The sequence below is a fragment of the Bartonella tribocorum genome (genome assembly GCF_002777915.1).
In the GTDB taxonomy this organism is placed as follows: Bacteria; Pseudomonadota; Alphaproteobacteria; order Rhizobiales; family Rhizobiaceae; genus Bartonella; species Bartonella tribocorum_A.
Window position 1 is genome coordinate 22,960 of the sequence record NZ_NJGE01000011.1, and the last position, 23,444, is coordinate 46,403.

The following is a 23,444-nucleotide window of genomic DNA, read 5'->3' on the forward strand; positions in this document are numbered from 1 at the left end:
TAGAGTAATTTTTACATAAGTTATAGAGTGTTGTGTGAAGTATAAAATGGATATTTAAGTTTTATACTTCTCACCTTTTGTGTGTTTGATTTAGCGTTATTGCGAGTATTTTTTATTTTTAAGTATAGGGGGAGAAGGGGAAATTGGGAATAAAGTTATGGTTAATGTATTAAGGGATTATAGATTTTTATTTATCACAACGGCTATTGTTTCTTTTTTGCCAATCGTGAGTGTTAATGCAAATTCTAATAATTTTGCAACCTCCTGTGATCCAGACGCTCAATTTTATAAATGCAATGATGGTAAAAAACACACGATTAAAAATAAAACTTATCATTTAAAATCTTCTCAAGAATATGTTTCTAGTTCTACTCCTATTTCAGCTCTATATGTAGAAAAAGCAGGTACAATTGTTGATGCATCTCAGATAACAGTTACGGGTGATAACTCAGATGAAATATTCGGATTATTCGGATATGGTGCATCTGTAAAAGATGGTGCTCGTCTTAATTTAACAAATTCAAATTTTAAGAATGTACCTGCTCTTCATGCTGAAAATGCGGTTATTCACATGATAGATGGGACTATTAGGGAAGTTTCTCACGCTATTTTTGCATTGGGGAAAGGAACCGATATTGCTTTAGTGCGTGTCAATATTGAAACTACACCAAAAGAATTGAATGGTGTAGATATAGGTCTGATTAGTAGTTTTGGTTCAAAGATTAGGCTGTCAGGGAGTACCGTTACTTTTAATGAGAAAGGCGCATTTTTATCACTTTATGGGGGAGAGTATAGTTTCGATAGTTCTGTCATTAAAGGCAAAGGAAAACAAGAAACTGTTATCATTGGTGAGAAAAGTGTCAATAAATTGCCAGAAGCTTTTGATATATCTCAAGCTGGTTTTGTTCAATTGAATAATAGTTCTGTTGAACTTAGTGATATGCATGGCTTTTTGGTTAAAAATTTTTCAGATGATGAGGATAATAAAGGCAAGTTGTTGTGGCGAGGACTTAATTCAGCTGATGAGTTTAAGAATACGAATATTAAGATTAAAAAATCCAATATTTCTGTTCAGGGTAAGGGAGCCTATGGTCTGTATTTTTATGGGTTAAATTCAGAAGATGTATGGGGCAATATCTACAATGGTTATAGAGCGCGTTCTGGAGCGAAGAAAGTTGCTCCGGGAAAGGCATTTGTTCATTTGTCAGAGACAAATTTTGCGGTTCCGGATGGTATTGCCATTTATAGTATCGGAAAACATGTTTATAGAGCCAAAGCTAAGGTTAGATTAGAAAAGACAAGTATCTCCGGTGATTTGTTGTTAAAAGCTGAAAATAACTCTGATCTTCTCGTTGAAGCAAATTCCTCTACACTTACAGGAAATGCTCGTATCGAGGATACCTCTGATATTTATTTGGATTTAAAGGATGGTTCTAAATGGCACCTTATCAAAAGCAAACATCAAGATTCTCAGGAAGCAGATGCTATGGTTTCATCGCTTTCAGGTATTTCTCTTGAGGATAGTACAATTGTTTTTGATCACTATCAATCCACTGGTTATCAAACGCTGCAAATTAGAAAAAAAAGTGATAGAAATGCAGTCATGTCAGACCAAGAAGGCTACGGATATAGTGCAAAGGGTAATACTCAGATTAAGATGGGCACATTTATGAATAATGATGGTTCATTTGATCCTCAACAAACGGATCGCATTTTGATCTACGGGAATGTTTTTGGAACCACACTCATTAAGATGGAAAAACTTTCCAAAATCTCAGAAAAAGAAGCTGGCAATAAAGGGGGGAAAAGTATTTCACTTGTTCAAGTTGCTGGGACGGCAGAGGAAAGTTCTTTTAAGTTAGTCAATAGTTATACTACGGTGAATGGATTTCCTTATCAATATAAACTTCGTGGCTATGGTCCAAATTCTTCTTCTGGAAATGCAGATCCAGAGAATAGATTGGTTGCAGGGGAAGGGGATTTTTGGGATTTTCGTCTCGAAAGTGTTTACATTAGTCCTGAATTAGATCCTTCTGAAACTGCTTCTAAACCTACATCTACAGTTTTCCCCCCTCAATCTGAAGAAGAAAAGATCCCTTCTGAACGACCAACAGAGACTATTTCACCTGAGCAGCCCTCTTCTGTTGAGCCGCCGCTTATACCATCTACACCTTCTTTGCCTGAAGGATCTGAACCGTCTGAAACATTTATCCCTACGGATTCTGTTTCTCCTCCTTCTGAACCAGTTGAACCAAAGCCTTCTGAGCTTCCCTCTGTACCAACTGTTCCAGAGAAGCCTTCTACTGATGAGGTTTTGCCATCTGAGCCATCTGTTCCGGTAGTTCCTTCATCTACGGATTCTGAACCTGTTTCTCCTCCTTCTGAACCAGTTGAACCAAAGCCTTCTAAACCTTCTGCTCCTTCATCTGATCTTCCTGTGTCGTTTGATGTGCAGCCTGAACAAGGAATTAGAGCTGTTGTTCCTCAATTGCCAACGTATCTCCTTTTGCCCAATGCCTTATTCCATGCTGGTTTGATGGATATGACCATGCAAAATAAGAAGTTGGAGACAATGCGGGGTGCTTTTCATTCTTTTGGGAGAGATGATGAAAATACAGCCTTTTTTCTGCATGCTTATGGGGGAAGCCATCATTATGCTTCCAATTTATCTGCTTTTGAATACGGCTATGATGCTGAGCTGGATTATAATGCATTTCAAGCAGGTGTTTTGTTAAAAGAGATTGAGAGTTTATATACGCGTACATTCTTTGGGGTTTTGGGAAACTATGGAAACCTTTCTCTACACCCTCAGGAGGTTGAACAAAGCAAAAAAAGCGCCTTTAATAAATGGTCTCTTGGGGCTTATGGAAGTCTCCAGCATGATACAGGTTTTTATATCGATGGGGTATTCTCTTATGGTCTGTTTAGAGGAGATGTTTTGACGCTTGCACGGGGCAAGGTTGTGACGTTAAAGGGAAAACAGTTTAGTGGTTCTTTAACGAGTGGCAGAACGTTTGCAATAGGGTGTAAGGGTATTGTTTTTGATCCGCAGGTTCAGGTTGTTTATCAAAATCTTCAGTTTCATCAGGCGTATGATGTTGATCATATTGATGTTAATTTGGGAAAATTTCATCAATGGGTGGGGCGTGTTGGTGGGCGTTTAAGCAAGACGCTAGGTGTTTTGGAAGAGGGGCGTGAGGTTTCTTTTTATAGTAAGCTTTCTTATTCGCATAATTTTGAAGATAAGCAGTTTGTTTCGTTTAAAAACGATTTCCAATTAGGTCCCTTTGGTTCTTCTTTGGAAGCAGGACTTGGGTTTAATGCGCGTCTTTCTTCAAAACTTTTCCTTCATGGGGATGTCACTTATCAGCACAGGCTTAAAAAAGTTGGTTTCTCTGGAGCGAGTTTTTCTGCCGGATTGCGTCATCTTTTTTAAAAGAGGTATAACGCGTATTTTGTTATATTAAAGGTAGAAGATCTTTCTGCCTTTAATATCTTGGAATTTGTTTTCCTTCATCAATATGGCTATTTTAAAATATAAAAGGTTACAATAAATGTTTTCTTTGATTTATAGATCGAAGATGCTTAATATGTTTTCTTCTATGGATGAGGAATTTTTCTACAATTTTTGATGTTATAATATGGAGACAGATGTTATTGTGGATGTGAGAAGTTTGTATGCTTGTGGCGGACTCTTTCAAAAAAGATGGTGTTGATGGTTGTTTTTAGTTAATATCAAAGTAGAATGAGGATTGGTTTTTAGGTGTTTTTTCTCATTTACAAATGATAGACTCCAAGAGTGATTTTTATAAGATGTAGATTATTTTTATTGCTGTAATAAGTGGGCATCATCATTCTATTTTTCAGCTTTCAATATTGCTTAGACTTTAGCACTCAAAGCTGTTCGTAAGAAGTATTTTTAGTCCTTTCTTCAATGTTGTGTATCGGATATGGTCGCCCTGTTTGTAATGTGCAAGCAAAAGGTTTTGGTTCATTCAATATAAACAGATTTGAAATGAGAGAACTTTACGGTTTAAAGAGCTTTCATTCGATATGTAAAACAGTGAATATTACTTTATAAAGCAATTTGATATGTCGAGATAAGAAGCCGAACTGTTGATCAGAATTGGTGGGGAATTTTATTTTGTGAGGTGTGGAATGGAGGTCAAAAATTTTTATTGAGAAAAATAATGTTGCGTTTCCTTCTCTGATCGTAGAAATAAATAAGCTTTTTTGATGGTCATAGAAACTATATTTTGCTGAAATTCTAAGGAAAGTGCCTTTATGGGAACCTACAGCCCATGGCATAGGCTATTATAGAGAAAGGGTATAGGCGCGGTGGGGTAATTTGGTTTTATGAGGTGGTATTCTTGTATGGCAAAACAAGGTTAAAAGGTCAAAAACATGTTGAAGTGTTGAAGGCTTTTTCTTGTCTAAAGAGGGAAGATAGGACGATGAAAGACTTCATGAATTATAAAGACTTTGGGGATTTGGGCGGCGTTTTGGGGGGGCAGTTTGGGATTTCTGCGCGTTCTAAAGATGCGCGGGGGCTGAAATTTCTAGAGGATTGCATGGGTATGTTTAGCGGTGATGCTTGTGTTTGTTGGTACTTGGTTAATCAGTGAGATTAATTACACCACATTCACCATTTTCGCTGCCGAAGGTGAGGTTATCCCCTGTGTGATCCCAGTTGAGTGCTGAGATAGCACTTTTCCCATAACCTTTTAGAAGGACTTCTTTTCCATCACGAAAATGTGCTGCTAAAATCATTCCATCATTGAAGCCTATGGCTACAATTTCTTTGCTTGGATGGCATGAAACGGTGCTAACAAGTGCATTTGCTCGTGTTCCAAGTTCTAGAGGAGTTTTTCCCATGGGGCCGTCTTTTGTGTGAAAGGGCCAAACAATTGCGGCGGAGGCACCTGATGTTGCAAGCCATTTTCCTTTTGCACTCCAAGACCAGCTTTTGACTTTGCTTGGGTAGCCACTCATCCGTAAATGTTGATGATCGGTAAGACGCCAGCCGTGCAAGGCGTTTTCTTGCATCGTGGAGATAACATAGCGGTTGTCTGGTGAAAAGGTGACGCCACAATGAGCGCCTTTCCATACCAATGTAGTGGGGGATGTTTGCGTTGAGAGCCAATGAAGCGTAACGCCATTGTAATGAGCAACGGCAAGTCGTAAACCTTTTGGGGCAAAAGCCAGACCTTCTATACTACGCTCATGTGTAAACTCTTGGTGTTCTTTTCCAACATTTACAAATGCAAGACGTGTGGAGGAAAAGGCAAAAGCTTTTTGAGGACCAAAAGCAACGTTATTGATCCATTTGCGTTCTTTTTGACTGAGAAGTTCTGTGTGACCACCTGCTCTTGTTTGACAGACTTTTCCATCTTCTCCCCCTGTGATGATTGCGGTATTGTCATGGGAAAAATGACTTGAAATTATTCCTTGGTGAACTTCAAAGGTTTGTGGGGTTGGGGTTAAAAAAACAATCAAACCTTCTACAGAAACAAAGGCTGGCTTATTGCCTATAAAACCACAGGAAAGGCAGTAACTTTGGAGATCATAATGGATAATATTTGGCATTGTCACTCATTTTATAGGCAATTTTCAAAACCAGTTTTTAACTTTTCTGCATCAAGAGAGCGTCCGATAAAAACAAGGCGGCTTTCTCGTTTTTCATCTTCATGCCATGGGCGTTGGTGTTGTCCCTCAAGAAGCATATGAATGCCTTGAATGACATAGCGATCATCATCTCCTTGAAAGGCAATGATGCCTTTAAGACGCAAGATATCAGGTCCTTGTTGTTGCGTAACTTGTTGGATCCAAGGGAAAAACTTTTCTGGTTGCAGGGCTCCTGTTGTTAAACTTATAGAAGTGACGGTAATATCATGAATACTGGAAGTGTGATGATGATGGTCATGATGGCAATCGGGACCACACACATGATCTCCCTGTTGATCTGTATGCTCGTGATCAAGAAAATGAGGCTCATGGTCTAAAGCGCGTTGGAGATCAAAGAAGCCACGATTGAGGAGTTTATCAAGAGGGATATTGGTGCGCTGTGTTGTATAGAGTATCGCGCGAGGATTAATGGCAAGAATAAGAGATTCTGCATGGGCACGTTCTTGTGCCGTGACGAGATCAATCTTATTTAAAAGAACGATATCTGCGAAGGCAATTTGCTCTTCAACTTCACGACTTTTTTTAAGTTGAGAGGGCAAATGCTTCGCATCAACGACCGCTATGACACTGTCGAGAGCTGTTTTTTCATGGACAGTATCATCCATGAAAAAGGTTTGTGCAACAGGAACGGGATCAGCAAGCCCTGTTGTTTCTATAATAATCGCATCAAATCGATGAGAACGTTGCATCAAACTTTCCAGAATGCGAATGAGATCGCCGCGTACGGTGCAGCAAACACAGCCATTATTCATTTCATAAATTTCCTCATCGGATTCAATAATCAGGTCATTATCAATCCCAATTTCACCAAATTCATTGACAATGACGGCATAACGTTTGCCATGATTTTCACTGAGAATGCGGTTTAGAAGGGTGGTTTTTCCTGCACCAAGATAGCCCGTGAGAACTGTAACAGGAAGTTTTTTTGGGGGTATTGTTTCCATGAGGGGACCTTTTATTGTTCTTTATTGCCATGTGTTTATGTTAAATCGCTTGATATCATCAAGTAAATCAAGAAGCTGAGATAGAACATGAGAAAAGATTGCTTCACCCGCTTGTGGTGTTGCTTTGCTTGCATTTCCTGCTGCACCTTGCAGGTTTAGATCACGCATTGTCCAGCCAAAGGCATGAGGCCCATAAGCACGTAAATAGCGATAATTGGCAATCATATCCGCTTGTTTATTATGAAAATTTGCGGCTTTTTCCATATGGACTTTTTCTGGAGCTAAATAGAGCATGAGAGAGGTTTCAATAAAACCTCCATGGATATCTAGATGCTGTTGGGAAGGTTCTATCAGACCTTGTGGCAAACCAAAACGGCTCCAGCTTGTTGCAACAGCAAGCATGGAAAGGCGCTTTCGTAATTCGGTGATCACAATGCTCATTAAAGGTGAATTGCCTCCATGAGCATTGAGAAGAAGAAGACGGTTGATCCCTTGGTGATAGCAGTTTTCACCAATCTTTATCCAGCGCTTAATCGCATCAGAAAAAGTAAGGGTTTGTGTTCCTGTCACATCCATATGTTCTATAGAATAGCCAATCTTTTCAACGGGTAAAAGTGCGATATGATATTGTTCTTTTGTTTGTAAAGTGAGAGCTTTTGCAAAAGCTTCAGCAATAATCCAGTCGGTTTCGAAGGGAAGGTGCTCTCCGTGATATTCGTGGGCGCCCAAAGGTAAAAGAGCGAGAAAAGGTGTGTTCGATACCATAAATTATTGCCCAAAAGAGAAGTTAACTCAGACAAAGTGATCAAAGCTGTTGTCACTATTTAATCTATCTAGAAAAGAAACGCAAATAGGTGTATTTTTACATCCCATAGGGAGGTTTTAAGAATGAGAGCTTTATTAAAATTTTATTGAGTGAAGTTAACACATTTTTTGATAGAATATGCGGACCTCCTCTAAAGATAGGTATCTTTTGTAAGCGTTTTTGATGCCTCTTTTTATTTTTGATAAGTCAATATTTAGCAATTTTAAATATTTCACATCATCGAATAAAAAATAATTTTTTTCATTATGTCTTAAAAAAGGTAATTCGAGATAAGGTTGAATAGTCTTTTTTCTGCTGTGGAACGAGGATAACAAAAACACTTTTTGTTGTAGCAGCGGCTATGATGGCACAGACTTTGGCTTCAATCAGGATTCCTACGTTCTTAATTCAAGTTTACATATATTTTTTACAAAAGGATAGAGGTGTTTTTTTATTCATTTTACTTTAAATAGAGTCTTATAAGAATTTATTTTTTCATTAGAAAAATGAAAAAATAACGAGATAAATTAATGTAAATATTATATTTTACATTAGATAAAATCGCATAACAAAAATATATTATATTTTATAAAACGTATTTAAATTTACACTGTTTATTATTATACTTCTATTTTATTTTAAATAAAAATATGATAATATGAATATATGTCTAAAATATTTAAAAATAATTTTTATTTCTATATTTTTATAGCATTCATTCTTTTTTTTACACAAATTACAGAAAGTCATGTAAATATTTCTAAAGATTTATTTCAAAGTGAATTATTCTTGCCTAATCAAGAGGAAAATATAGTGACTCGAAATATAGGTAGGGCTGTAATCTATCCTATTGAGGAAAAAAATCAGCTAACTTTTATGAAAGTGAAGCAGGAAAGTTGTTTTTCAGTATTTTGGGGGATTGTCTCATTTTTCATGACGCTCTTAGTATTTGGTTTTAGGTAGTTTTCTAGCCCTCTCGTGTTGCTTATAATGTTTTTGTAAAGCTGATAGGTTGATTTATTTCATAAGTGTATTTTGTTAATTTTGAAAATATTCAATGCGTTATGTTGTATGGGATAGGGGGTGAGAGGCCTTTTTGAAGATGCACTGGTGTGTTTTATAGATTAATAAAAGTTGAAAATTATTTCATTAACGTCTTCTCTATTTGAAAATAGAGATCTTTATGGCTGTTTTATCAAAGAATAGTACACATTTTTAGGGTTTATTGATGGAAATATCTTTGTTTTAGATCGCTGTTTTTACTTGTTAGAAGTTTTCATTTCTCGATATCACCGATAGCAAACCTACACCGTATCGATGCGTTATAGAATAAGAGAGCTCAGAAGAATTATTCCATTTCTCTTTTATTTCGATAATAGACAAGTATTATGATGTTAATAGTTTTTAATTCTATACTGTTTTAAAATTTATTGTCATTTAAAATCATTTATAAAAGCTCTGTTGTATTATTTTTAAGCTTTATTTTTCTGTGAAATTTTATGAATGTTTATTATTTTAAATTAAAGCAATAGAAATGATAAAATATTACTTAAATTATCTTAATTTTATATCATAAATGATTTTATTGTAAAAGTAAGAAATTATGTTTGATCATTCATCAATATTTCTAAAATTTTAGGTAATAATAGTGCGATAGAGACGAGCGATATATTTACTTTAATAAATTTTCTTAAGTTTATTGTTTAGCAACTTTCTATTATTGTTATTGTTGTTTTAAAAATTTGGATTATGTCTTTACATATAATACATTGCGTGTTATATTTATCGTAAATTTATATATAATATATCATATTGTATTATTTATTTTTATATATGAATATTCTTTTACTTTCGCAGTGAAGAAAAAGAGGAGCAAATAAAGCTATGCTTAAAATATTTAAAAATCGTGTGTATTCATTTACTTTTACATTGTTTATGCTTTTTTTATACAAGCTTTAGAAGGGAATGCGGGTTTTGTAAAAAGTCAATTTCAAGAGAGAATGGCAGTTACTGTTTTTACAGCAGACAACAATGCAGTTATTAAAGCAGCGGATAGAGCTGTTATTTACGGGGCTGAGGAACAAGAAGGCGTTCCTTTTGGAAAAGTTGAAAAAGTTTCTGCATTTTCAGGTTCAGCTTTTTGGGGTGGGATAGGTGTTGTCTCACTTCTTGCTGCTTTATGTTGTGGCGATATAATTGGTACCGTTGTATCTCTTGTAGGAATATTGTGTACACTCTAGGTAGAAGACTCATCGACAAAGTCGAAGAGTTTTTCCTTCACTTTATTATTTTGAAAAATAAATGCTAAGAGTAATTTATACGGCATTTGATGGAAAATCACTCTTATTAATACGATCTATCTTTTGTTGGTGTTATTAAAGTTTAATGGTTTGCAATTGATGTTTTTTCTTTTCAAAGTGGTGTAACCTGATTTTTTAAAGTCTATGGTTATTTCTTCATCGTAACACTTGTACTTTCTTTATCATTCTTTTTAAAATATTTTTTAGGCTGTAAAATAAGAAGAGATAAAATAAAAAATATTTCTGTATTTTCTCTTTGAGCATAAGTGTATGATGATAAATTATCATTTCAAATCTGTTTATGTTGAATCCATCAAAAACATTTTTTATATATCACAAATTGCATTTGTGTATGGATAAAAACTCTTTAAGAAAAGAGTAAAAATTTTCTCATGAATTCTCTCTAAGGCTCAAGGGTTATCGTAGTATTGGGGGTTATCGTAGTATTGGGAATTGTAAAATAAGAAGATAATGCCGTTTTGTATCTTTATGGCATAAAGATAGCGATACAGAACATATCTTATATTATCTCATGGAGAGGTTTATGTTATCGTATTTATAGGCTTTCTTGTGAGAGAGATGTGCTGATATGCAAGGTTGGAAAATGTTTTTATTAAAACAGACACTTGAATTTGCAACACAAGTATATTCTGGGTTGTTCTGTCGCGTAAGGGAAGGATGCTGTTAAGTAAGGGGATAAGGAGGGAATACATGAGTGAGAGGAGAGGGCAAGTATAAGATCTTGTTTGGCATAAAAATTTGCAATCCACGTGATTTTCACGAAGGGAGTTTTCTTAACCTAGAATGCGTTTATTTTTTACACGTTACTCTCATATAGGAAAGAAACGTTGTTCTTTACAAATCAATGGATTTTTAGTTAGGGTAACGAAGAGGACGATTATAGCTTAGCGGGAGAAGGGCAATGAAGTAAAAGGTCTTGTTTGGCATAAAGATTTGCAATCCATGTGATTTTCACGAAAGAAGTTTTCTTAACCTAGAATGCGTTTATTTTTTACGCGTTACCCTCATATAGAAAAGAAACGTTGTTCTTTACAAATCAATGGATTTTTAGTTAGGGTAACGAAGAGGATGATTATAGCTTAGCGGGGGAAGGGCAATGAAGTAAAAGGTCTTGTTTGGCACGAAGACGTGCAATCCATTGACCTTCACGAATAGCTGTGTTGTGTACTGTAATGAGTTCATTTTTTTTAATTGCAGCTGTTACGGTTGCTTTTTCTAAAAGACCACAAGGAATGGCTTGGCAAGCGCGTGCTTCTGCAATGTTCATAATCCAAGCGCGATAACTGTAAAGACCAATAAAATCTAGCTGATCGCCGGGGTATAAATCTTTTTTAGCAACAGCACAGACTTCTACTACGGGATGGTTAAGGGGCACCATATCTTTTTTGCCATAAAGCATAACGCGTGCGCAGGTGAGGGGAACTTCCATTGCAGTTAAATGATAAGGGCGGTGAAAGGTGAAATAAGGTCCCTGACCAATTTTTAAATCTTCCATACGTTCGCGTAAACGTGGGTGTGCTATTTCTGCAATGACAAAGACACCTGGGGAGACACCTTGACCTATTGAATAATCTACCACACCATATTGTTGCAAAATACCCCCATCTTGTTTTGGGATAAGGACTTTGTTTAAATCTTGCAGTGCTGCTTGAGGGCCGTGCATTCCTGGGCAATCGGGGAGAAGTCCAGTGGCATTGGCAATTGCTGCCATTTCAACCATCGTTTTGGAACCATCAATAAATTCAACCAACATACGCACATTCATATTACGGCGGTGTGCTTCTTCTTCGTAAGCATCAGGTGTGGCATCAAAGAGAAGAGGATTATTTTTCCCTTTTCCTGCTGCAACAATTTTATGCCCAAGAGCTGAAACAAACTCGATGAGTTCCATGCAAGAAGTAGGTTCATCACCAGCACCAAGGGTATAAATAAGGCCTCGTTTTTCTGCCTCATGTTTCAGATACGGGCCAATCGTAACATCGGCTTCAACATTCATCATGACAAGATGTTTGTTGTTTTCAAGCGCTTTAAAGCCAATTTCTGCTCCTGCTTCAGGATAACCTGTTGCATCAACGATAATATCAATTTGTTCATGGCGCAAAACAAGGTCAATATCGTCTGTTGCCGCAATCAAACCTTTTTCAATGCTTTGCGTGAGGGCATGAGCATTTTCAACTTCACAGACATGTCCTTCTTCACCATAGGCAAGTATCGCAGCATCAAAAATACGTGATGGTGTCCTCGTGGCTACGGCAGCGATTGTTATACCCTCCATATGCGCAACACTTGATAATAAATCAGTGCCCATTTCACCACAACCAATCAGTCCAATACGGATAGGGGGATGGTTTTCTGCACGTTGCTTCAAATCATGCGCCAAACCTGTTGGATTCACATTGCTTGCCATTCTTTTTTCCCATTTGAAAACTATTCTACTCAAAGAGTTTTCTTATTCATAAGGTGTATTTGTTTTTAAGACAATTAATCTTTTATCCTTGATGCTCTAATCAATGGGTTTTATAAAAGCAAGAGGGGGGGCTTTATCAAGTAAAATAGGAATAGCATTATGCAGCAAAAAATCGCAGTACAAGATGTCACTACTTTTATTGGAAAAGAAATGGGATTATCGCAGTGGCGTCTTGTTACACAGGATATGATTAATCAATTTGCATGCGCTACAGATGATCATCAATGGATACACGTTGATGAGGAAAAGGCTAAAAAGACACCTTTTGGTGGAACGATTGCTCATGGGTTTTTAACATTATCGCTTTTGTCTACGCTTGCTTATGAGGCTCTTCCAGAGTTAGAAGGGGCTACAATGGGGATTAATTATGGTTTTGATAAAATCCGTTTCATGAGCCCTGTGAAAACAGGGGCACGGGTGCGTGCCCGTTTTGTGTTAGATGATGCCGAGATTCGTCCTTCTGGTCGCGTCGTTTTCCATTATGGGGTTACAGTGGAAGTGGAACAGTTAAAAAAACCAGCTCTCACAGCTCAGTGGCTTGTTGTGGCTGTGGTTGGAGAGAAATCCACAAGCTCTTAAATTGTTTTTGTGTTTTGTTTCAATGAATTTTTGCACAATTTTATTAGACAACCATTAGGTAATGATGTGGAGAGTGATTATAAGAGGGCCAAAGCTTGTCATAATAGAGGCATAACGCTTCTGAAATGTCCAGTGAGTGGAATGGTTTGTGGATGACAAGACAATAACTATAACGGCAAAACCCATAATCATGCGAAGTGCTTTACGGAATTAAGAACAACAATTTGCTCTTCTTATAGAAGAGATAGCTTCAATGGGCTTTTTTCCTCCTGTTTTGAAAGAGAGTTCAGCTATGCGTATAGACAAGGAATAGTTGAAATGGTGAGAATAAAGAGAACAGGAAGTTATTTCTCTACTCTCTTTTTTGCTCACCATATGCATTAAGTGGGGAAACGGTAAAAAAAAGGGCTTATGGTATAGGAAGACAGCCGCAAGCTTTTCGTTGTTTTAATGCTTCGTTTTATCAAGTTTTTGTACGATTTTATCAGAAGTCCACTGGGTTATAATATTGAGTATGATCAAAAGGATGATAACAATGGTCATGATGAAGGTATTATAACGTTGATAGCCATAGCGGATTGCCATGTCTCCTAAACCGCCTCCACCAAGATATCCAGCAAGTGAGGTGGCACCTATGAGAGAAATAAGCATGACTGTAAAACCTGTAATGAGGCTAGGGAGAGCTTCAGGAATAAGAACATGTCTGATAATTTGAAGACGGCTTGCACCCATGGAGCGGATAGCTTCAATGAGACCTTTTTCAACGGTTTTAAAAGCGAGTTCTGCCATGCGTGCATAAAAAGGAATAGCTGAAATGATCAGTATAAAAATTACAGCAGGCATTCCTATCCCTCTTCCTACAACGATACGCGTAACGGGAAGAAGATAAAATGCAAGAATAATAAAGGGAATGGCACGAATACTGTCAATGATCATGCTTAAAGGGCGATTGATGAGAGATGAGGCAAAAATCCCTCCGCGTGCTGTTGTATGAAGAAGAAGGCCAAGGGGTAGCCCTATAATAAATGCCATAAAAGAAGCACTAAGTGCCATCAATATTGTATCAATAACAGCTTGAGGAAGTTCATGAGTAAGAACATTAAACATAACCTAACACCTCACAATATCGTCCTTTTTTCGTTAACCATTGAACAGCTTTTTCTAAAGCTTCTTTATCTTCTCCAGGAAGAGCTAAGAAGAGTCGCCCGATGGTTTCATCTTGAACAGTATCAATGCCACCATGCAAAATACGTGCTTTTAAACCACTCTCATTTTCTAGCAGATGAAGAAAAGGTTGCTGGGCAATTTCACCGGCAATATTGATTTCAATGACAGCCTCTTGTCCGATGGGTTTGAGATTTTTCGCAAATTTTTCAGGAAGTTGTGGGGTAACAAGCTTGAGCATGGCGATTGTTGTATCGTCTTGCGGTGATGTAAAAATGTCTTTCACACGTCCTTCTTCTACAATCTGCCCTTGATTAAGAACAACGACGCGATGCGCTATGGTGCGCACAACTTCCATTTCATGGGTGATGAGCACAATCGTGAGATTGAGGTGTTTGTTAATATTAGCAAGGAGCTCTAGAATAGATTGTGTTGTTTCAGGATCAAGAGCAGAAGTTGCTTCATCGGATAACAATATTTTAGGATTAGCGGCTAAAGCACGGGCAATGCCAACCCGTTGTTTTTGTCCTCCGGACAATTGTGCCGGATAGCAATATTCTTTCCCATATAACCCAACCAATTCAATCAATTCAAGGGCACGTTTATGGCGCTGTTTTTTACTGACACCACTTAATTTAAGTGGCAATGCAATGTTATCAAGAATATTTTGTGATGAGAGAAGATTGAAATGTTGAAAAATCATCCCAATCCGTTGACGGTAAGGCGCCCATTCTGTCTCTGATAGATTTGAAATATCAACATCTTCAAAAAAAATAGACCCTGCATCAATCTTCTCTAACCCATTTAAACAGCGGATAAGTGTCGACTTTCCTGCTCCACTGCGTCCAATAATGCCAAGAATTTCACCAGCATGAATATTTAAAGAGAGATTATTAATTACCCGAACACCAGCCGTTTTATTAAAACAACGGCTGATGTTTTTTAAGGAGATAAGAGTAGGTTTTTCCATTCACGATTACCAAGATATTTGGCACAATTACCAAGATGTTTGGCATAATTACCAAGATGTTTGGGCGGTTTTACCAAAAATCTCTTTGATTTTTGCACGGATAAGATCATTGTTGTAAGCGGCAACTAATTTTTTTACCCATGGTTCATCTTTTTCGCTTGTGCGTACAACGATGATATTATCATAAGGATTATTTTTTGCGCTCTCCCATGCGACCACATCGTTTTCGAAGCTTAATCCGGAAACGATAGCCCAGTTTGTGTTTACAATTGCAATATCAAAATCGTCGATTGCACGCCCTAACATACCGGCATCGAGTTCGCGAATTTGCAGGTTTTTAGGATTCTCAATAATATCAAGTGGAGATGCAAGAATATTATGAGGATCTTTTAATTTAATGAGACCTAAAGAATTGAGAAGAAGTAAGGCTCTTCCACCATTTGATGGGTCGTTAGGAATACCAACATGTGCACCATCACGCAGATCTTTTAAATCTTTTATTTTGTGCGAATAAACACCGATTGGAGCAATAAATGTATAGCCAACAATTGAAAGCTTATAGCCACGTTGTTTCATTTGTTCATTAAGATAAGGGGCGTGCTGAAAAGCATTCGCATCGATCTCTCCTGCGTTAACAGCGTCGTTTGGCAAAGCGTAATCAGAAAAATAAACGAGTTCAATATCTAAACCATTTTTTTTAGCCTGTTCAGCAGCAATTTTCCAGATAATCGCATCCCGTCCTTCCATAATACCGAGTTTGATTTTTGTTTTGTCTGCGGCCATAGAAAAAGCAGTAGACAAAAAAAGTGCTAAGAGAGAGAGAAATAATCCTCTAAGACGACTACGGAAAAAAAATTTTAATGTCATGTGCTTTTAACTTTCTTTTTTTAAGAGATTTTTTGAGGGAAGCTTCAATATACTCTGTGTTTTTTTAAGGACATTTGAGGCTATACAAGCTTTAGAGAATATTCAATTACTTTTATTTTAAAAAGAGTCTTTAATTTAAAAAAATATTCTTTTTTCTCTCCTTTTTCGGCAGTTTTGGGGAAATATCCTTCTTTGTTCATAGAAATTCTCTGAAATTCAGGTCATTAATTCTTCTATTGTAATGATTTGTTGAGGGAACCAATGACCTTTTAAAAACTTCTTTAAGAGGATGATTGGTTGAAGAATCAAGCAATCAGATGATGTTTTATTCATCAATTCATGAGGAATAGACTGCGCAATCAAGATCAAAAGGCCTGTGTTTTTGGAGAGGGGTGGAGGGGACAAAGAGAGATTTTGTTGCAATGGGGTTCAGGGCTTTTGGGGAAAAACAAAGATTGATGATGACTGGATTTAAACGCGGCAAATTTTTGCAAAGGCGAATATTTTGTCTTTCACATGTTAGAGAGGAAGAAAAATAATGTTAAGAAAGAATTTTTTATCAACAACAATGATTTTATGGGCTTTGGGAGCATCAGGGGTGGCTGTGAGTGCTTTTCATGGGCAGGCTGGGACTATTGCTGGAACCGTTGCTCGTGTTGCATCAGGTCAGGTCTCTTTACGCACAGGTCCTGCGACAGCTTATAAAGTGATCACAATGGTTCCAATGGGAGAAAAAGTGCAAATTTATGGCTGCCTATCCAATAAAACTTGGTGTTCTCTTGGTTATCATGGAAAAGTTGGTTGGGCATCTGCACGTTATGTCAATGTCAACAATGTTCCTACCATTGCTTTTAAAAAGATGCCTGTAAAATCAAATCCCATGATAAAATCGCCAAAAGAAAAAGTAAAACAGGCTGTTTCTGATTTTAAAGCGCTTCCAGCAATTCAAAAAACACGGAAAAACATGCAAAAATTATACAGAACAGATGTGATTATCGATTCCACAGGTGTGAAAAAAAGGGATGAGCGGACAATTTTAAATCCGTCTCCAAAGGCACAAGATGTTTCTGTAAAGCGAGTGAATGCTTATAATCCCTTCTTTCCTAATGATGTCAATTATAAAAATTTCGAACGCAATGAAACGCGTTATCGTATCGTAACCTATCCTGCTCGATAAGGATAAAGTTAATCTCATAAAAGGGATGACAAAAGAAGAGGAATATCAAAAAAGATGGCAGCATAAAGCAAAAAATGCTTTATGCTGCTGATCTTATTGTATCATAAAATGCCATCAAAGCAGCGATGGTTAACTTAAGGGGGCGAGGGTTAAGAATATTCAGAATAAATTTATCAACGCTTCGAATTACTGTTCTTTAAAATTATTGTCCTTTAGGGGGATATGGCGCTTTAGCAGGGGTAGGTCTTGCTGAAGAGAAGCCGGACTTTTGACGGACCGGCTAGGGCTCTTCGTCCTTTCGGATAGGGCATTAATTTACAGACTTAGGCTTTATCAAATGACGAGAAATAAGCAATTCAGCAATTTGAACAGCATTTAATGCGGCACCTTTTCTTAAATTATCAGCGACAACCCAGAAAGCTAAACCATTTTCAACGGTGATATCTTCGCGAATACGGCTAATAAAGGTATCATCTTCTCCTGTACATTCATAAGGTGTGGTATAGCCACCATCTTCGTGTTTATCGATAAGCTGACATCCAGGGGCATCGCGGAGAAGCGCTTGTGCTTGAGATGCGCTGAGTGGTTTTTCAAATTCAACATGGACGGCTTCTGCATGACCAATAAAGACAGGAACCCGAACAGCAGTGGCTGTTAATTTAATTTTGGGGTCAAGAATTTTCTTCGTTTCAGCCGTCATTTTCCATTCTTCTTTTGTATAACCATCTTCCATGAAAACATCGATATGGGGAATGACATTAAAGGCAATACGTTTGGTGAATTTTTTTGATGTAATTGGATCAGCAACGAACACTGCACGTGATTGTTCGAAAAGTTCGTCCATTCCTTCTTTACCAGCCCCAGAAACCGACTGATATGTCGAGACAACAACACGTTTAATGGTGGCAGCATCATGGAGAGGTTTTAAGGCTAAAACCAGTTGAATGGTTGAACAATTAGGATTGGCTATAATATTACGCTTAGAAAAGGTACTTACAGCTTCAGCATTGACTTCAGGAACAATCAAGGGAACATTGGCATCATAGCGCCACGTGGAGGAATTGTCGATGACGACACAGCCGGCTGCAGCGATTTTAGGGGCATATTCTTTGGAAATGCTTCCCCCCGCAGACATAAGACACAAATCTGTGTCAGAAAAATCGTAAGTATCCAGTGCTTTTACTTTTAAGGTTTTGTCCCCATAAGAGACTTCTTGCCCTAATGAGCGCCGTGATGCCAGAGGAACAATTTCGTGCGCAGGAAAACCACGCTCTTCTAAAATGGTAAGCATTTCACGACCGACATTTCCTGTTGCGCCGACAATTGCAACTTTAAAACTCATTTTCTATACTCCTTCGTGTCTCTCCACGTTTATTCCCCGCGCTATACTCAGGAGAGAATGCGTTGGTCAAGGGACATCCATTAATTATATCTTCAATAATCCCATTTTGTGCATACCAATCATAATCGTTAGCACAATAAATTGTCTTATTTCAAATAATACGGTCTTTTTTAGTCTTTCAGATTTGAAAAATTTGAATATTTTACGCTAAGTCTTCATCTCTTTGAGAGAGCACTTAAGTGAATTCTTTATCTTCTGTCAATTGTTTCTCTTCACGCTCTTCAATTTTTAAAAGATGGTATAATGCATCGCCTTGGAAGATTTTTTTATCTTTTATTTGTTCAGTGTTCAATTGTTTGATCTCTTCTTTCCTTCTTTAAAGATGAAAATTTCTATTTAGACTGTTTCCAGACCGGATAGAAATTTTTGTCCTTTAGGGGAGACTGTTAAAATTCTTGTTAAAGTTATGAAGGACATTGATTATCGCTTTCAGCGAATTTATGAAAATAAGGGAGTATTTTTTTCATCAGAAATCAATTGTAGGATTGCCTTTTGTTTTTTGCGAGTAAGGATTCTGAAGTTTTTCAAAAGTAAATACTCTTCTTTGCTCGATATTTTGTCATCATCATAATAGAGGCTATCTTCTTTTTGTGCGCTATCGGCATAAAAGAAGGAAATGGGAACATCGAGTCTATCAGCAATTTCCTGCAAACATCTTGCACTTACGCGATTTAAACCTTTTTCATATTTTTGTATTTGTTGGAATGTTACACCCAAATGATTTCCCAATTGTTTTTGAGAAATCCCCATGATTTTTCTTTTGAAGCGAATTTTCTTGCCCAAAGAAATATCGTAAAAATGTGGATTTTTAGTTTGCACTTTTTGCACTTAAAGCCCCCCACTGGGTGCGAGCGCCCTCGCATTAGTATCCGGGGTCTGGAAGTGCTGAAACCGAGTCAGCCTCTTGCTTTTAGTGCTGAAAGCACTTGGACATAACAAGAGCCCCCGGAAAATCCGGGATATCCGCAAAAGCGGGCTAATCTTTATGCTCGGTTTCGGGCTTCCAGGCCCTATTGATCGTCGCGTATACGACCAAAACACAAGTTTTATTCATAAGGGAATTATTTTCAATCGTCAATCGAAATTCAAATTGCTTATTTCAAGTAAATAAAGCGCATTTTTTTAGCCTATAGAAATATCATGAAAATACGAATATCCAGTTTGTACTTACTGCTTCTATCAGTCGCAAGCCCCTTCGCATTAGTATTCCGGGGTCTGGAAGTGCTGACTCAAAACAGCCTCTTGCTTTTAGTGCTCAAAGTACTTGGACATAACAAGAATCCTCGGAACTCAGAGATGTCCGCAAAGCGGTTCCATTTTTCGCGTTTGAGTTTTTCGGGCTTCTAAGACCTATTGGTCGTCGCGTATATGACCAAAAAACAAACTTCATTCATAAGGAAATTATTTTCAATCGTCAATTGAAATTCAAATTGCTTATTCCAAGCAATAAAACGCATTTTTTAGCCTATAGAGCTTATAGAAATGTCATGAAAACATCAATGTTCAGTTGCACTTATGCTTTCCTCCTGACCCAGTGTAAGCACTTTTGTATTGCACTTGCGTGATAGAGCAACAAATTGATTTGTCTGATAGATCATCCTTTTTAACTGAAAACACAAAGCGGAATATCGTAAAATTTCTCATCACAAATCTTTTCATGTTGGATGAACTAAAATCGCTTGCTTGTACATCATAAGTGGGAGGCGTGTGGGTAAAAACAAAGGCTGTTTGAATCCTTTTTTCAGTTATTTTTATTCAGATATTTGTGTTGTGCAAGAGACATGGTTTTGATTGTTTCAGAATGAATAGGCTGAAACGAGAGAATCCGATATTATTTGGGGCTTTATTGCAAGAGGTAGAGCGATATAAATATCTTTATAAATCAATGTATTGCTCTATTGTCAAATGCGTTTTCTCAAAACGCGTAAATATTGAAAGATCCTATGGATAGAGGCTTGATAATAGTGGGCTTTTGAAGGGAAATTGCATGAAGATTTTTTTATTTTTTATGCGTTTTCTCTTTATCGTTTCGCAAAGGGCGCGCTTCTGAAGTAAGCATAATGGGAATGCCATTACGAATAGGATAGGCAAGATTGGCTTTGAGAGAAATAAGCTCTTGTGTTTTTCGGTTAAAAGAAAGCGTGCCTTTCGTTATTGGGCAGACAAGCAATTCGAGCATTTTAGGATCTGTGGTTATTTTTTTCATGTTTTCACGTTCATTAGTTTAAACGGTAATCTGTTCCTGTTTGTTTCATCAGTGAGCGCTCTGTTAATGCAAGAAGAGTTTGAGCACGGCTCTTGATATCTGGAGCTTCAAGGAGAGCTTGTTTTTCTGCTGGGGTAAAAGGGATAAGAGCTGAAAAAGCATTCACCAATATAGGGGTAGGGGCTTCTATGATACTGCTCCAATTATATTCCATTTCATGAATGGTCAGATATTTTTCAACAACATCAAGTAAGCTTTCTCGATGAATGTTTTCTTCAATATCGAGTTCTTGTAAGTCTTTTATGTTTGATTGGATAAGAGCTGTTCGATAGGATTTGGTGTTTGTCAATTCTTGTTCTAAGGTAAAACGGCAAACACCTTGTAATATAATGAACAGTTGTCCATTGCCTGTTTCACTATAGTTTGTAATGCGCCCTATACAGCCTGTTTTATAAAGTTGTTTAGAGAAACAGTCGGTATCCGATGAAAGGGGTTGAATAATGCCCAATAGACGATCGGATACCATAACATTTTCAATCATTTCAAGCGATTCTGGTTCAAAAATATTGAGGGATAAAAAACCACCGGGTAGTAAGAGCGCCCCTTCTAAAGGGAAAAGAGCAATTTGCTTTGGAAGATCATTTTCGCAATTGTAGGAGATATTACCAGCTTTCATGAGTATTTTTTGACCTTTATTCGGTAATTTTAGTCTGTCAATCGTTGCAATTTATGACACTATTGAGAGAGCAGAAAATCCACTTCTTGTGCATTAAAATCATACTTATAAAATACTTGAAGTCCTTATTCTTAAAAGAAGATGAAATCCTATCGTTAAGGTTGAATTGCACAAGAAAGAATATTGCTTTGCGATCTTTTTAGTGTGTGACGTTTTGCATGATTTTCAAGAGGCATTTTTATCTATAGCTTTTTATTTTTGTCTTAAATTTCCTAAAATGTGTTTCTTACAACTTTTGTAAGCTTCAAAAGGGCTCTATTATAAATCTTTTGAAGCAGCTTATGCAAGTTTTAAAATGAGAGCTTGTTTATCACTTTACTAATGACAGTGCGATAAAGATAGGTTATAGATTAAAACATGCTGGAAAGAGCGTTATTGTTTCTTTCATTCTTTTGCGGGAGAGTGCAGATTGCCAATTTTCGCAGTGCCGCCGAAGGGGAAATAGCCCATAATCTCTCAGGCTTTAAGGACCGTAAAAGGAAGAAGGCAGATCTGGAAAGTCGGGAGAGCCCGCGCCGAAGGTGTAAGCGAAAGATCTTTTCGCGAGTCTCTCAGGTTAATGACAGAGGGGTGCAGAGACGGCCATATATGGTGGGATTATGGTGGGTGTTAGCGCAGCTTTGGAGTTATTATGGGCACAGAACAAGAAACATCTTTTTTAAAAACACTTCCTTTATATGATTTGCATGAAAAAGCAGGAGCAAAATTTGGTGCTTTTGCAGGGTGGAATATGCCTTTAACTTATCCTCTTGGCGTTTTGAAAGAGCATCTTCATACGCGTGCTCATGCAGGACTTTTTGATATTTCTCATATGAAATTGATTGCTGTTGAAGGAGCACAAGCTGTGGAATTTTTATCCTATGCTTTTCCTATTGATGCAGCAGCTTTAAAGATTGGGCACTCACGGTATAATTATTTGCTTAATGAGCAGGCTGGTATTCTTGATGACCTTATCATTACACGTTTGGAAGAACACCGTTTTATGTTGGTTGCTAATGCGGGGAATGCACAGGCTGATTTTGTAGAATTGGAAAAGCGTGCTGTTGATTTTGAATGTCAAGTCGTTGCTCTTGAAAGGGTATTGCTTGCTCTTCAAGGTCCTCAAGCCGCTGCTGTTCTTGCTGATGCGGATTTACCAGGAAATGAATTGTTCTTTATGCAGGGATTTGAACCACAACAAGATTGGTTTATAACGCGTTCTGGGTATACGGGAGAAGATGGTTTTGAAATTGCTTTGCCCATAGGGCATGCGCATATGTTGGCTGAAAAATTACTGAGTGATTCTCGTGTGGAGTGGATTGGACTTGCCGCACGCGATAGTTTGCGGTTGGAGGCAGGATTGTGTTTGCATGGAAATGATATTACCCCTGAGACAACGCCTATTGATGCGGCTCTAACATGGGCTGTTCCTAAAAGTGTTCGAGAAAAAGCACAATTTTACGGTGCAAAGGCTTTTCTTGAAGCCCTGCAAAAAGGACCTGCGCGTTGTCGTGTTGGATTAAAACCGCAAACGCGCCAACCTATTCGTGCCGGTGCGGTGCTTCTCGATGATCAGGGTAATGAGATTGGCGTGGTAACATCAGGCGGTTTTGGTCCTTCTTTTGATGGTCCTGTTGCGATGGGGTATGTCCCTATTGCGTGTAAAGTTGAAGGAACAGAAGTTTTTACAGAACTGCGAGGAAAAAAGATTGCACTCTCAGTTCATTCACTTCCCTTTGTTGAACAACGTTATTTTAAAGGATGATTTTTTTATGTCTAAAACTTATTTTACACAAGACCACGAATGGCTTAGCGTTGAAGGGCAAGTGGTGACTGTTGGGGTTACACATTATGCGCAAGAGCAATTAGGCGATCTGGTTTTTGTTGATTTACCGCAAAGTGGAACAAAGCTTTCCAAAGGGGAGGCGGCGGCTGTTGTGGAATCCGTTAAAGCAGCTTCAGATGTTTATTCTCCTCTTGATGGTGAAGTGGTCGAAATCAATGAAGCACTGGCTGATAATCCTGCACTGGTAAACCAGAAAGCTGAAACAGAAGGCTGGTTGTGGAAAATGACATTGCAAGATGAAACGCAACTGGAAGAGTTGTTGGATGAAGATGCTTACAAGACTTTGATTGGATGAG

At 37.6% G+C, this 23,444-nt stretch carries 19 protein-coding genes and 2 riboswitches; of the genes, 8 read left to right on the top strand and 11 right to left on the bottom strand.

Annotated features, from left to right (window positions below):
• The first annotated feature begins 157 nt into the window (after positions 1-157).
• Together CER18_RS05400 and CER18_RS10040 are read left to right on the top strand one after the other, a co-directional pair.
• On the top strand, positions 158-3,436 hold the full coding sequence (locus tag CER18_RS05400) for an autotransporter outer membrane beta-barrel domain-containing protein (RefSeq protein ID WP_100129052.1): 3,279 nt from the start codon (positions 158-160) through the stop codon (positions 3,434-3,436).
• Positions 3,437-4,454: 1,018 nt separating this feature from the next.
• Positions 4,455-4,625 carry a hypothetical protein gene (locus tag CER18_RS10040; RefSeq protein ID WP_180299390.1) on the top strand — a complete coding sequence of 57 codons (171 nt, stop codon included), beginning with the start codon at positions 4,455-4,457 and terminating at the stop codon, positions 4,623-4,625.
• Here the strand turns inward: CER18_RS10040 and CER18_RS05410 are convergent.
• The 3 genes from CER18_RS05410 to CER18_RS05420 are packed head-to-tail and all read right to left on the bottom strand — an operon-like array spanning position 4,615 to position 7,394.
• A complete protein-coding gene (locus CER18_RS05410) occupies positions 4,615-5,586 on the bottom strand; it encodes a WD40 repeat domain-containing protein (protein WP_100129054.1) in 972 nt (323 codons plus the stop codon). The genes CER18_RS10040 and CER18_RS05410 overlap by 11 nt on opposite strands.
• 11 nt (positions 5,587-5,597) lie before the next feature.
• Positions 5,598-6,629 (bottom strand): CobW family GTP-binding protein, encoded by a 1,032-nt coding sequence (locus tag CER18_RS05415; protein WP_100129055.1) that lies wholly within the window; start codon positions 6,627-6,629, stop codon positions 5,598-5,600.
• 21 nt (positions 6,630-6,650) lie between these two features.
• On the bottom strand, positions 6,651-7,394 hold the full coding sequence (locus CER18_RS05420; protein ID WP_100129056.1) for a creatininase family protein: 744 nt from the start codon (positions 7,392-7,394) through the stop codon (positions 6,651-6,653).
• Positions 7,395-8,100: 706 nt separating this feature from the next.
• Here CER18_RS05420 and CER18_RS10280 point away from each other — a divergent pair.
• On the top strand, positions 8,101-8,397 hold the full coding sequence (locus CER18_RS10280) for a hypothetical protein (protein ID WP_100129057.1): 297 nt from the start codon (positions 8,101-8,103) through the stop codon (positions 8,395-8,397).
• 1,037 nt (positions 8,398-9,434) lie between these two features.
• Entirely contained in the window at positions 9,435-9,674 is a 240-nt protein-coding gene (locus CER18_RS05430) for a hypothetical protein (protein ID WP_348602659.1), read from the top strand.
• Positions 9,675-10,827: 1,153 nt separating this feature from the next.
• Here the strand turns inward: CER18_RS05430 and CER18_RS05435 are convergent.
• A complete protein-coding gene (locus CER18_RS05435; protein ID WP_100129058.1) occupies positions 10,828-12,162 on the bottom strand; it encodes an NAD(P)H-dependent oxidoreductase in 1,335 nt (444 codons plus the stop codon).
• A gap of 159 nt (positions 12,163-12,321) precedes the next feature.
• On the opposite strand from CER18_RS05435, the gene CER18_RS05440 reads away from it, so the two are divergent.
• A complete protein-coding gene (locus tag CER18_RS05440) occupies positions 12,322-12,801 on the top strand; it encodes a MaoC family dehydratase (RefSeq protein WP_100129059.1) in 480 nt (159 codons plus the stop codon).
• A 447-nt stretch (positions 12,802-13,248) separates the two neighbouring features.
• Here the strand turns inward: CER18_RS05440 and CER18_RS05445 are convergent, their stop codons facing one another.
• Genes CER18_RS05445 through CER18_RS05455 form a run of 3 tightly spaced genes read right to left on the bottom strand, consistent with a single transcriptional unit; the run spans position 13,249 to position 15,802 of the window.
• Positions 13,249-13,908 carry a methionine ABC transporter permease gene (locus CER18_RS05445; RefSeq protein ID WP_100129060.1) on the bottom strand — a complete coding sequence of 220 codons (660 nt, stop codon included), beginning with the start codon at positions 13,906-13,908 and terminating at the stop codon, positions 13,249-13,251.
• The gene (locus CER18_RS05450) at positions 13,901-14,935 is read right to left on the bottom strand and encodes a methionine ABC transporter ATP-binding protein (RefSeq protein WP_100129061.1); all 1,035 of its coding nucleotides are present in this window, start codon (positions 14,933-14,935) and stop codon (positions 13,901-13,903) included. The genes CER18_RS05445 and CER18_RS05450 overlap by 8 nt, the downstream gene beginning before the upstream one ends.
• A 48-nt stretch (positions 14,936-14,983) precedes the next feature.
• Positions 14,984-15,802, bottom strand: coding sequence for a MetQ/NlpA family ABC transporter substrate-binding protein (locus tag CER18_RS05455; protein WP_100129062.1), 819 nt, complete (start codon positions 15,800-15,802; stop codon positions 14,984-14,986).
• Positions 15,803-16,340: 538 nt separating this feature from the next.
• On the opposite strand from CER18_RS05455, the gene CER18_RS05465 reads away from it, so the two are divergent.
• Positions 16,341-16,979, top strand: coding sequence for an SH3 domain-containing protein (locus CER18_RS05465; RefSeq protein ID WP_100129064.1), 639 nt, complete (start codon positions 16,341-16,343; stop codon positions 16,977-16,979).
• A gap of 310 nt (positions 16,980-17,289) precedes the next feature.
• Here CER18_RS05465 and CER18_RS05470 read toward each other — a convergent pair whose 3' ends face one another.
• The 4 genes from CER18_RS05470 to CER18_RS05485 form a co-directional block, all read right to left on the bottom strand.
• Positions 17,290-18,321, bottom strand: a complete 1,032-nt coding sequence (locus tag CER18_RS05470) for an aspartate-semialdehyde dehydrogenase (protein ID WP_100129065.1) — start codon at positions 18,319-18,321, stop codon at positions 17,290-17,292.
• A gap of 498 nt (positions 18,322-18,819) precedes the next feature.
• Complete coding sequence (locus CER18_RS05475) at positions 18,820-19,200, bottom strand: helix-turn-helix domain-containing protein (RefSeq protein WP_100129080.1); 381 nt, start codon at positions 19,198-19,200, stop codon at positions 18,820-18,822.
• 1,180 nt (positions 19,201-20,380) lie between these two features.
• Positions 20,381-20,587 carry a Trm112 family protein gene (locus CER18_RS05480; RefSeq protein WP_100129066.1) on the bottom strand — a complete coding sequence of 69 codons (207 nt, stop codon included), beginning with the start codon at positions 20,585-20,587 and terminating at the stop codon, positions 20,381-20,383.
• Between the two features lie 13 nt (positions 20,588-20,600).
• Positions 20,601-21,263, bottom strand: coding sequence for an LON peptidase substrate-binding domain-containing protein (locus CER18_RS05485; protein ID WP_100129067.1), 663 nt, complete (start codon positions 21,261-21,263; stop codon positions 20,601-20,603).
• A gap of 445 nt (positions 21,264-21,708) precedes the next feature.
• A riboswitch (glycine riboswitch) is annotated at positions 21,709-21,806 on the top strand.
• A 1-nt stretch (position 21,807) separates the two neighbouring features.
• Positions 21,808-21,899: riboswitch (glycine riboswitch) on the top strand.
• Between the two features lie 55 nt (positions 21,900-21,954).
• Between CER18_RS05485 and gcvT the strand changes: the two genes are divergently transcribed.
• The gene (gene gcvT / locus CER18_RS05490; RefSeq protein WP_100129068.1) at positions 21,955-23,067 is read left to right on the top strand and encodes a glycine cleavage system aminomethyltransferase GcvT; all 1,113 of its coding nucleotides are present in this window, start codon (positions 21,955-21,957) and stop codon (positions 23,065-23,067) included.
• Between the two features lie 7 nt (positions 23,068-23,074).
• Positions 23,075-23,443 carry a glycine cleavage system protein GcvH gene (gcvH, locus tag CER18_RS05495; RefSeq protein WP_100129069.1) on the top strand — a complete coding sequence of 123 codons (369 nt, stop codon included), beginning with the start codon at positions 23,075-23,077 and terminating at the stop codon, positions 23,441-23,443.
• Position 23,444 lies beyond the last annotated feature (1 nt).

What these genes read in the sequence shown, in the direction of transcription:
- CER18_RS05400 (WP_100129052.1), top strand. Translation starts at nt 158, where the DNA reads ATGGTTAATGTATTAAGGGATTATAGATTTTTATTTATCACAACGGCT.
- CER18_RS10040 (WP_180299390.1), top strand. Translation starts at nt 4,455, where the DNA reads ATGAAAGACTTCATGAATTATAAAGACTTTGGGGATTTGGGCGGCGTT.
- CER18_RS05410 (WP_100129054.1), bottom strand. Translation starts at nt 5,586, where the DNA reads ATGCCAAATATTATCCATTATGATCTCCAAAGTTACTGCCTTTCCTGT.
- CER18_RS05415 (WP_100129055.1), bottom strand. Translation starts at nt 6,629, where the DNA reads ATGGAAACAATACCCCCAAAAAAACTTCCTGTTACAGTTCTCACGGGC.
- CER18_RS05420 (WP_100129056.1), bottom strand. Translation starts at nt 7,394, where the DNA reads ATGGTATCGAACACACCTTTTCTCGCTCTTTTACCTTTGGGCGCCCAC.
- CER18_RS10280 (WP_100129057.1), top strand. Translation starts at nt 8,101, where the DNA reads ATGTCTAAAATATTTAAAAATAATTTTTATTTCTATATTTTTATAGCA.
- CER18_RS05430 (WP_348602659.1), top strand. Translation starts at nt 9,435, where the DNA reads ATGGCAGTTACTGTTTTTACAGCAGACAACAATGCAGTTATTAAAGCA.
- CER18_RS05435 (WP_100129058.1), bottom strand. Translation starts at nt 12,162, where the DNA reads ATGGCAAGCAATGTGAATCCAACAGGTTTGGCGCATGATTTGAAGCAA.
- CER18_RS05440 (WP_100129059.1), top strand. Translation starts at nt 12,322, where the DNA reads ATGCAGCAAAAAATCGCAGTACAAGATGTCACTACTTTTATTGGAAAA.
- CER18_RS05445 (WP_100129060.1), bottom strand. Translation starts at nt 13,908, where the DNA reads ATGTTTAATGTTCTTACTCATGAACTTCCTCAAGCTGTTATTGATACA.
- CER18_RS05450 (WP_100129061.1), bottom strand. Translation starts at nt 14,935, where the DNA reads ATGGAAAAACCTACTCTTATCTCCTTAAAAAACATCAGCCGTTGTTTT.
- CER18_RS05455 (WP_100129062.1), bottom strand. Translation starts at nt 15,802, where the DNA reads ATGACATTAAAATTTTTTTTCCGTAGTCGTCTTAGAGGATTATTTCTC.
- CER18_RS05465 (WP_100129064.1), top strand. Translation starts at nt 16,341, where the DNA reads ATGTTAAGAAAGAATTTTTTATCAACAACAATGATTTTATGGGCTTTG.
- CER18_RS05470 (WP_100129065.1), bottom strand. Translation starts at nt 18,321, where the DNA reads ATGAGTTTTAAAGTTGCAATTGTCGGCGCAACAGGAAATGTCGGTCGT.
- CER18_RS05480 (WP_100129066.1), bottom strand. Translation starts at nt 20,587, where the DNA reads ATGAAAAAAATAACCACAGATCCTAAAATGCTCGAATTGCTTGTCTGC.
- CER18_RS05485 (WP_100129067.1), bottom strand. Translation starts at nt 21,263, where the DNA reads ATGAAAGCTGGTAATATCTCCTACAATTGCGAAAATGATCTTCCAAAG.
- gcvT (WP_100129068.1), top strand. Translation starts at nt 21,955, where the DNA reads ATGGGCACAGAACAAGAAACATCTTTTTTAAAAACACTTCCTTTATAT.
- gcvH (WP_100129069.1), top strand. Translation starts at nt 23,075, where the DNA reads ATGTCTAAAACTTATTTTACACAAGACCACGAATGGCTTAGCGTTGAA.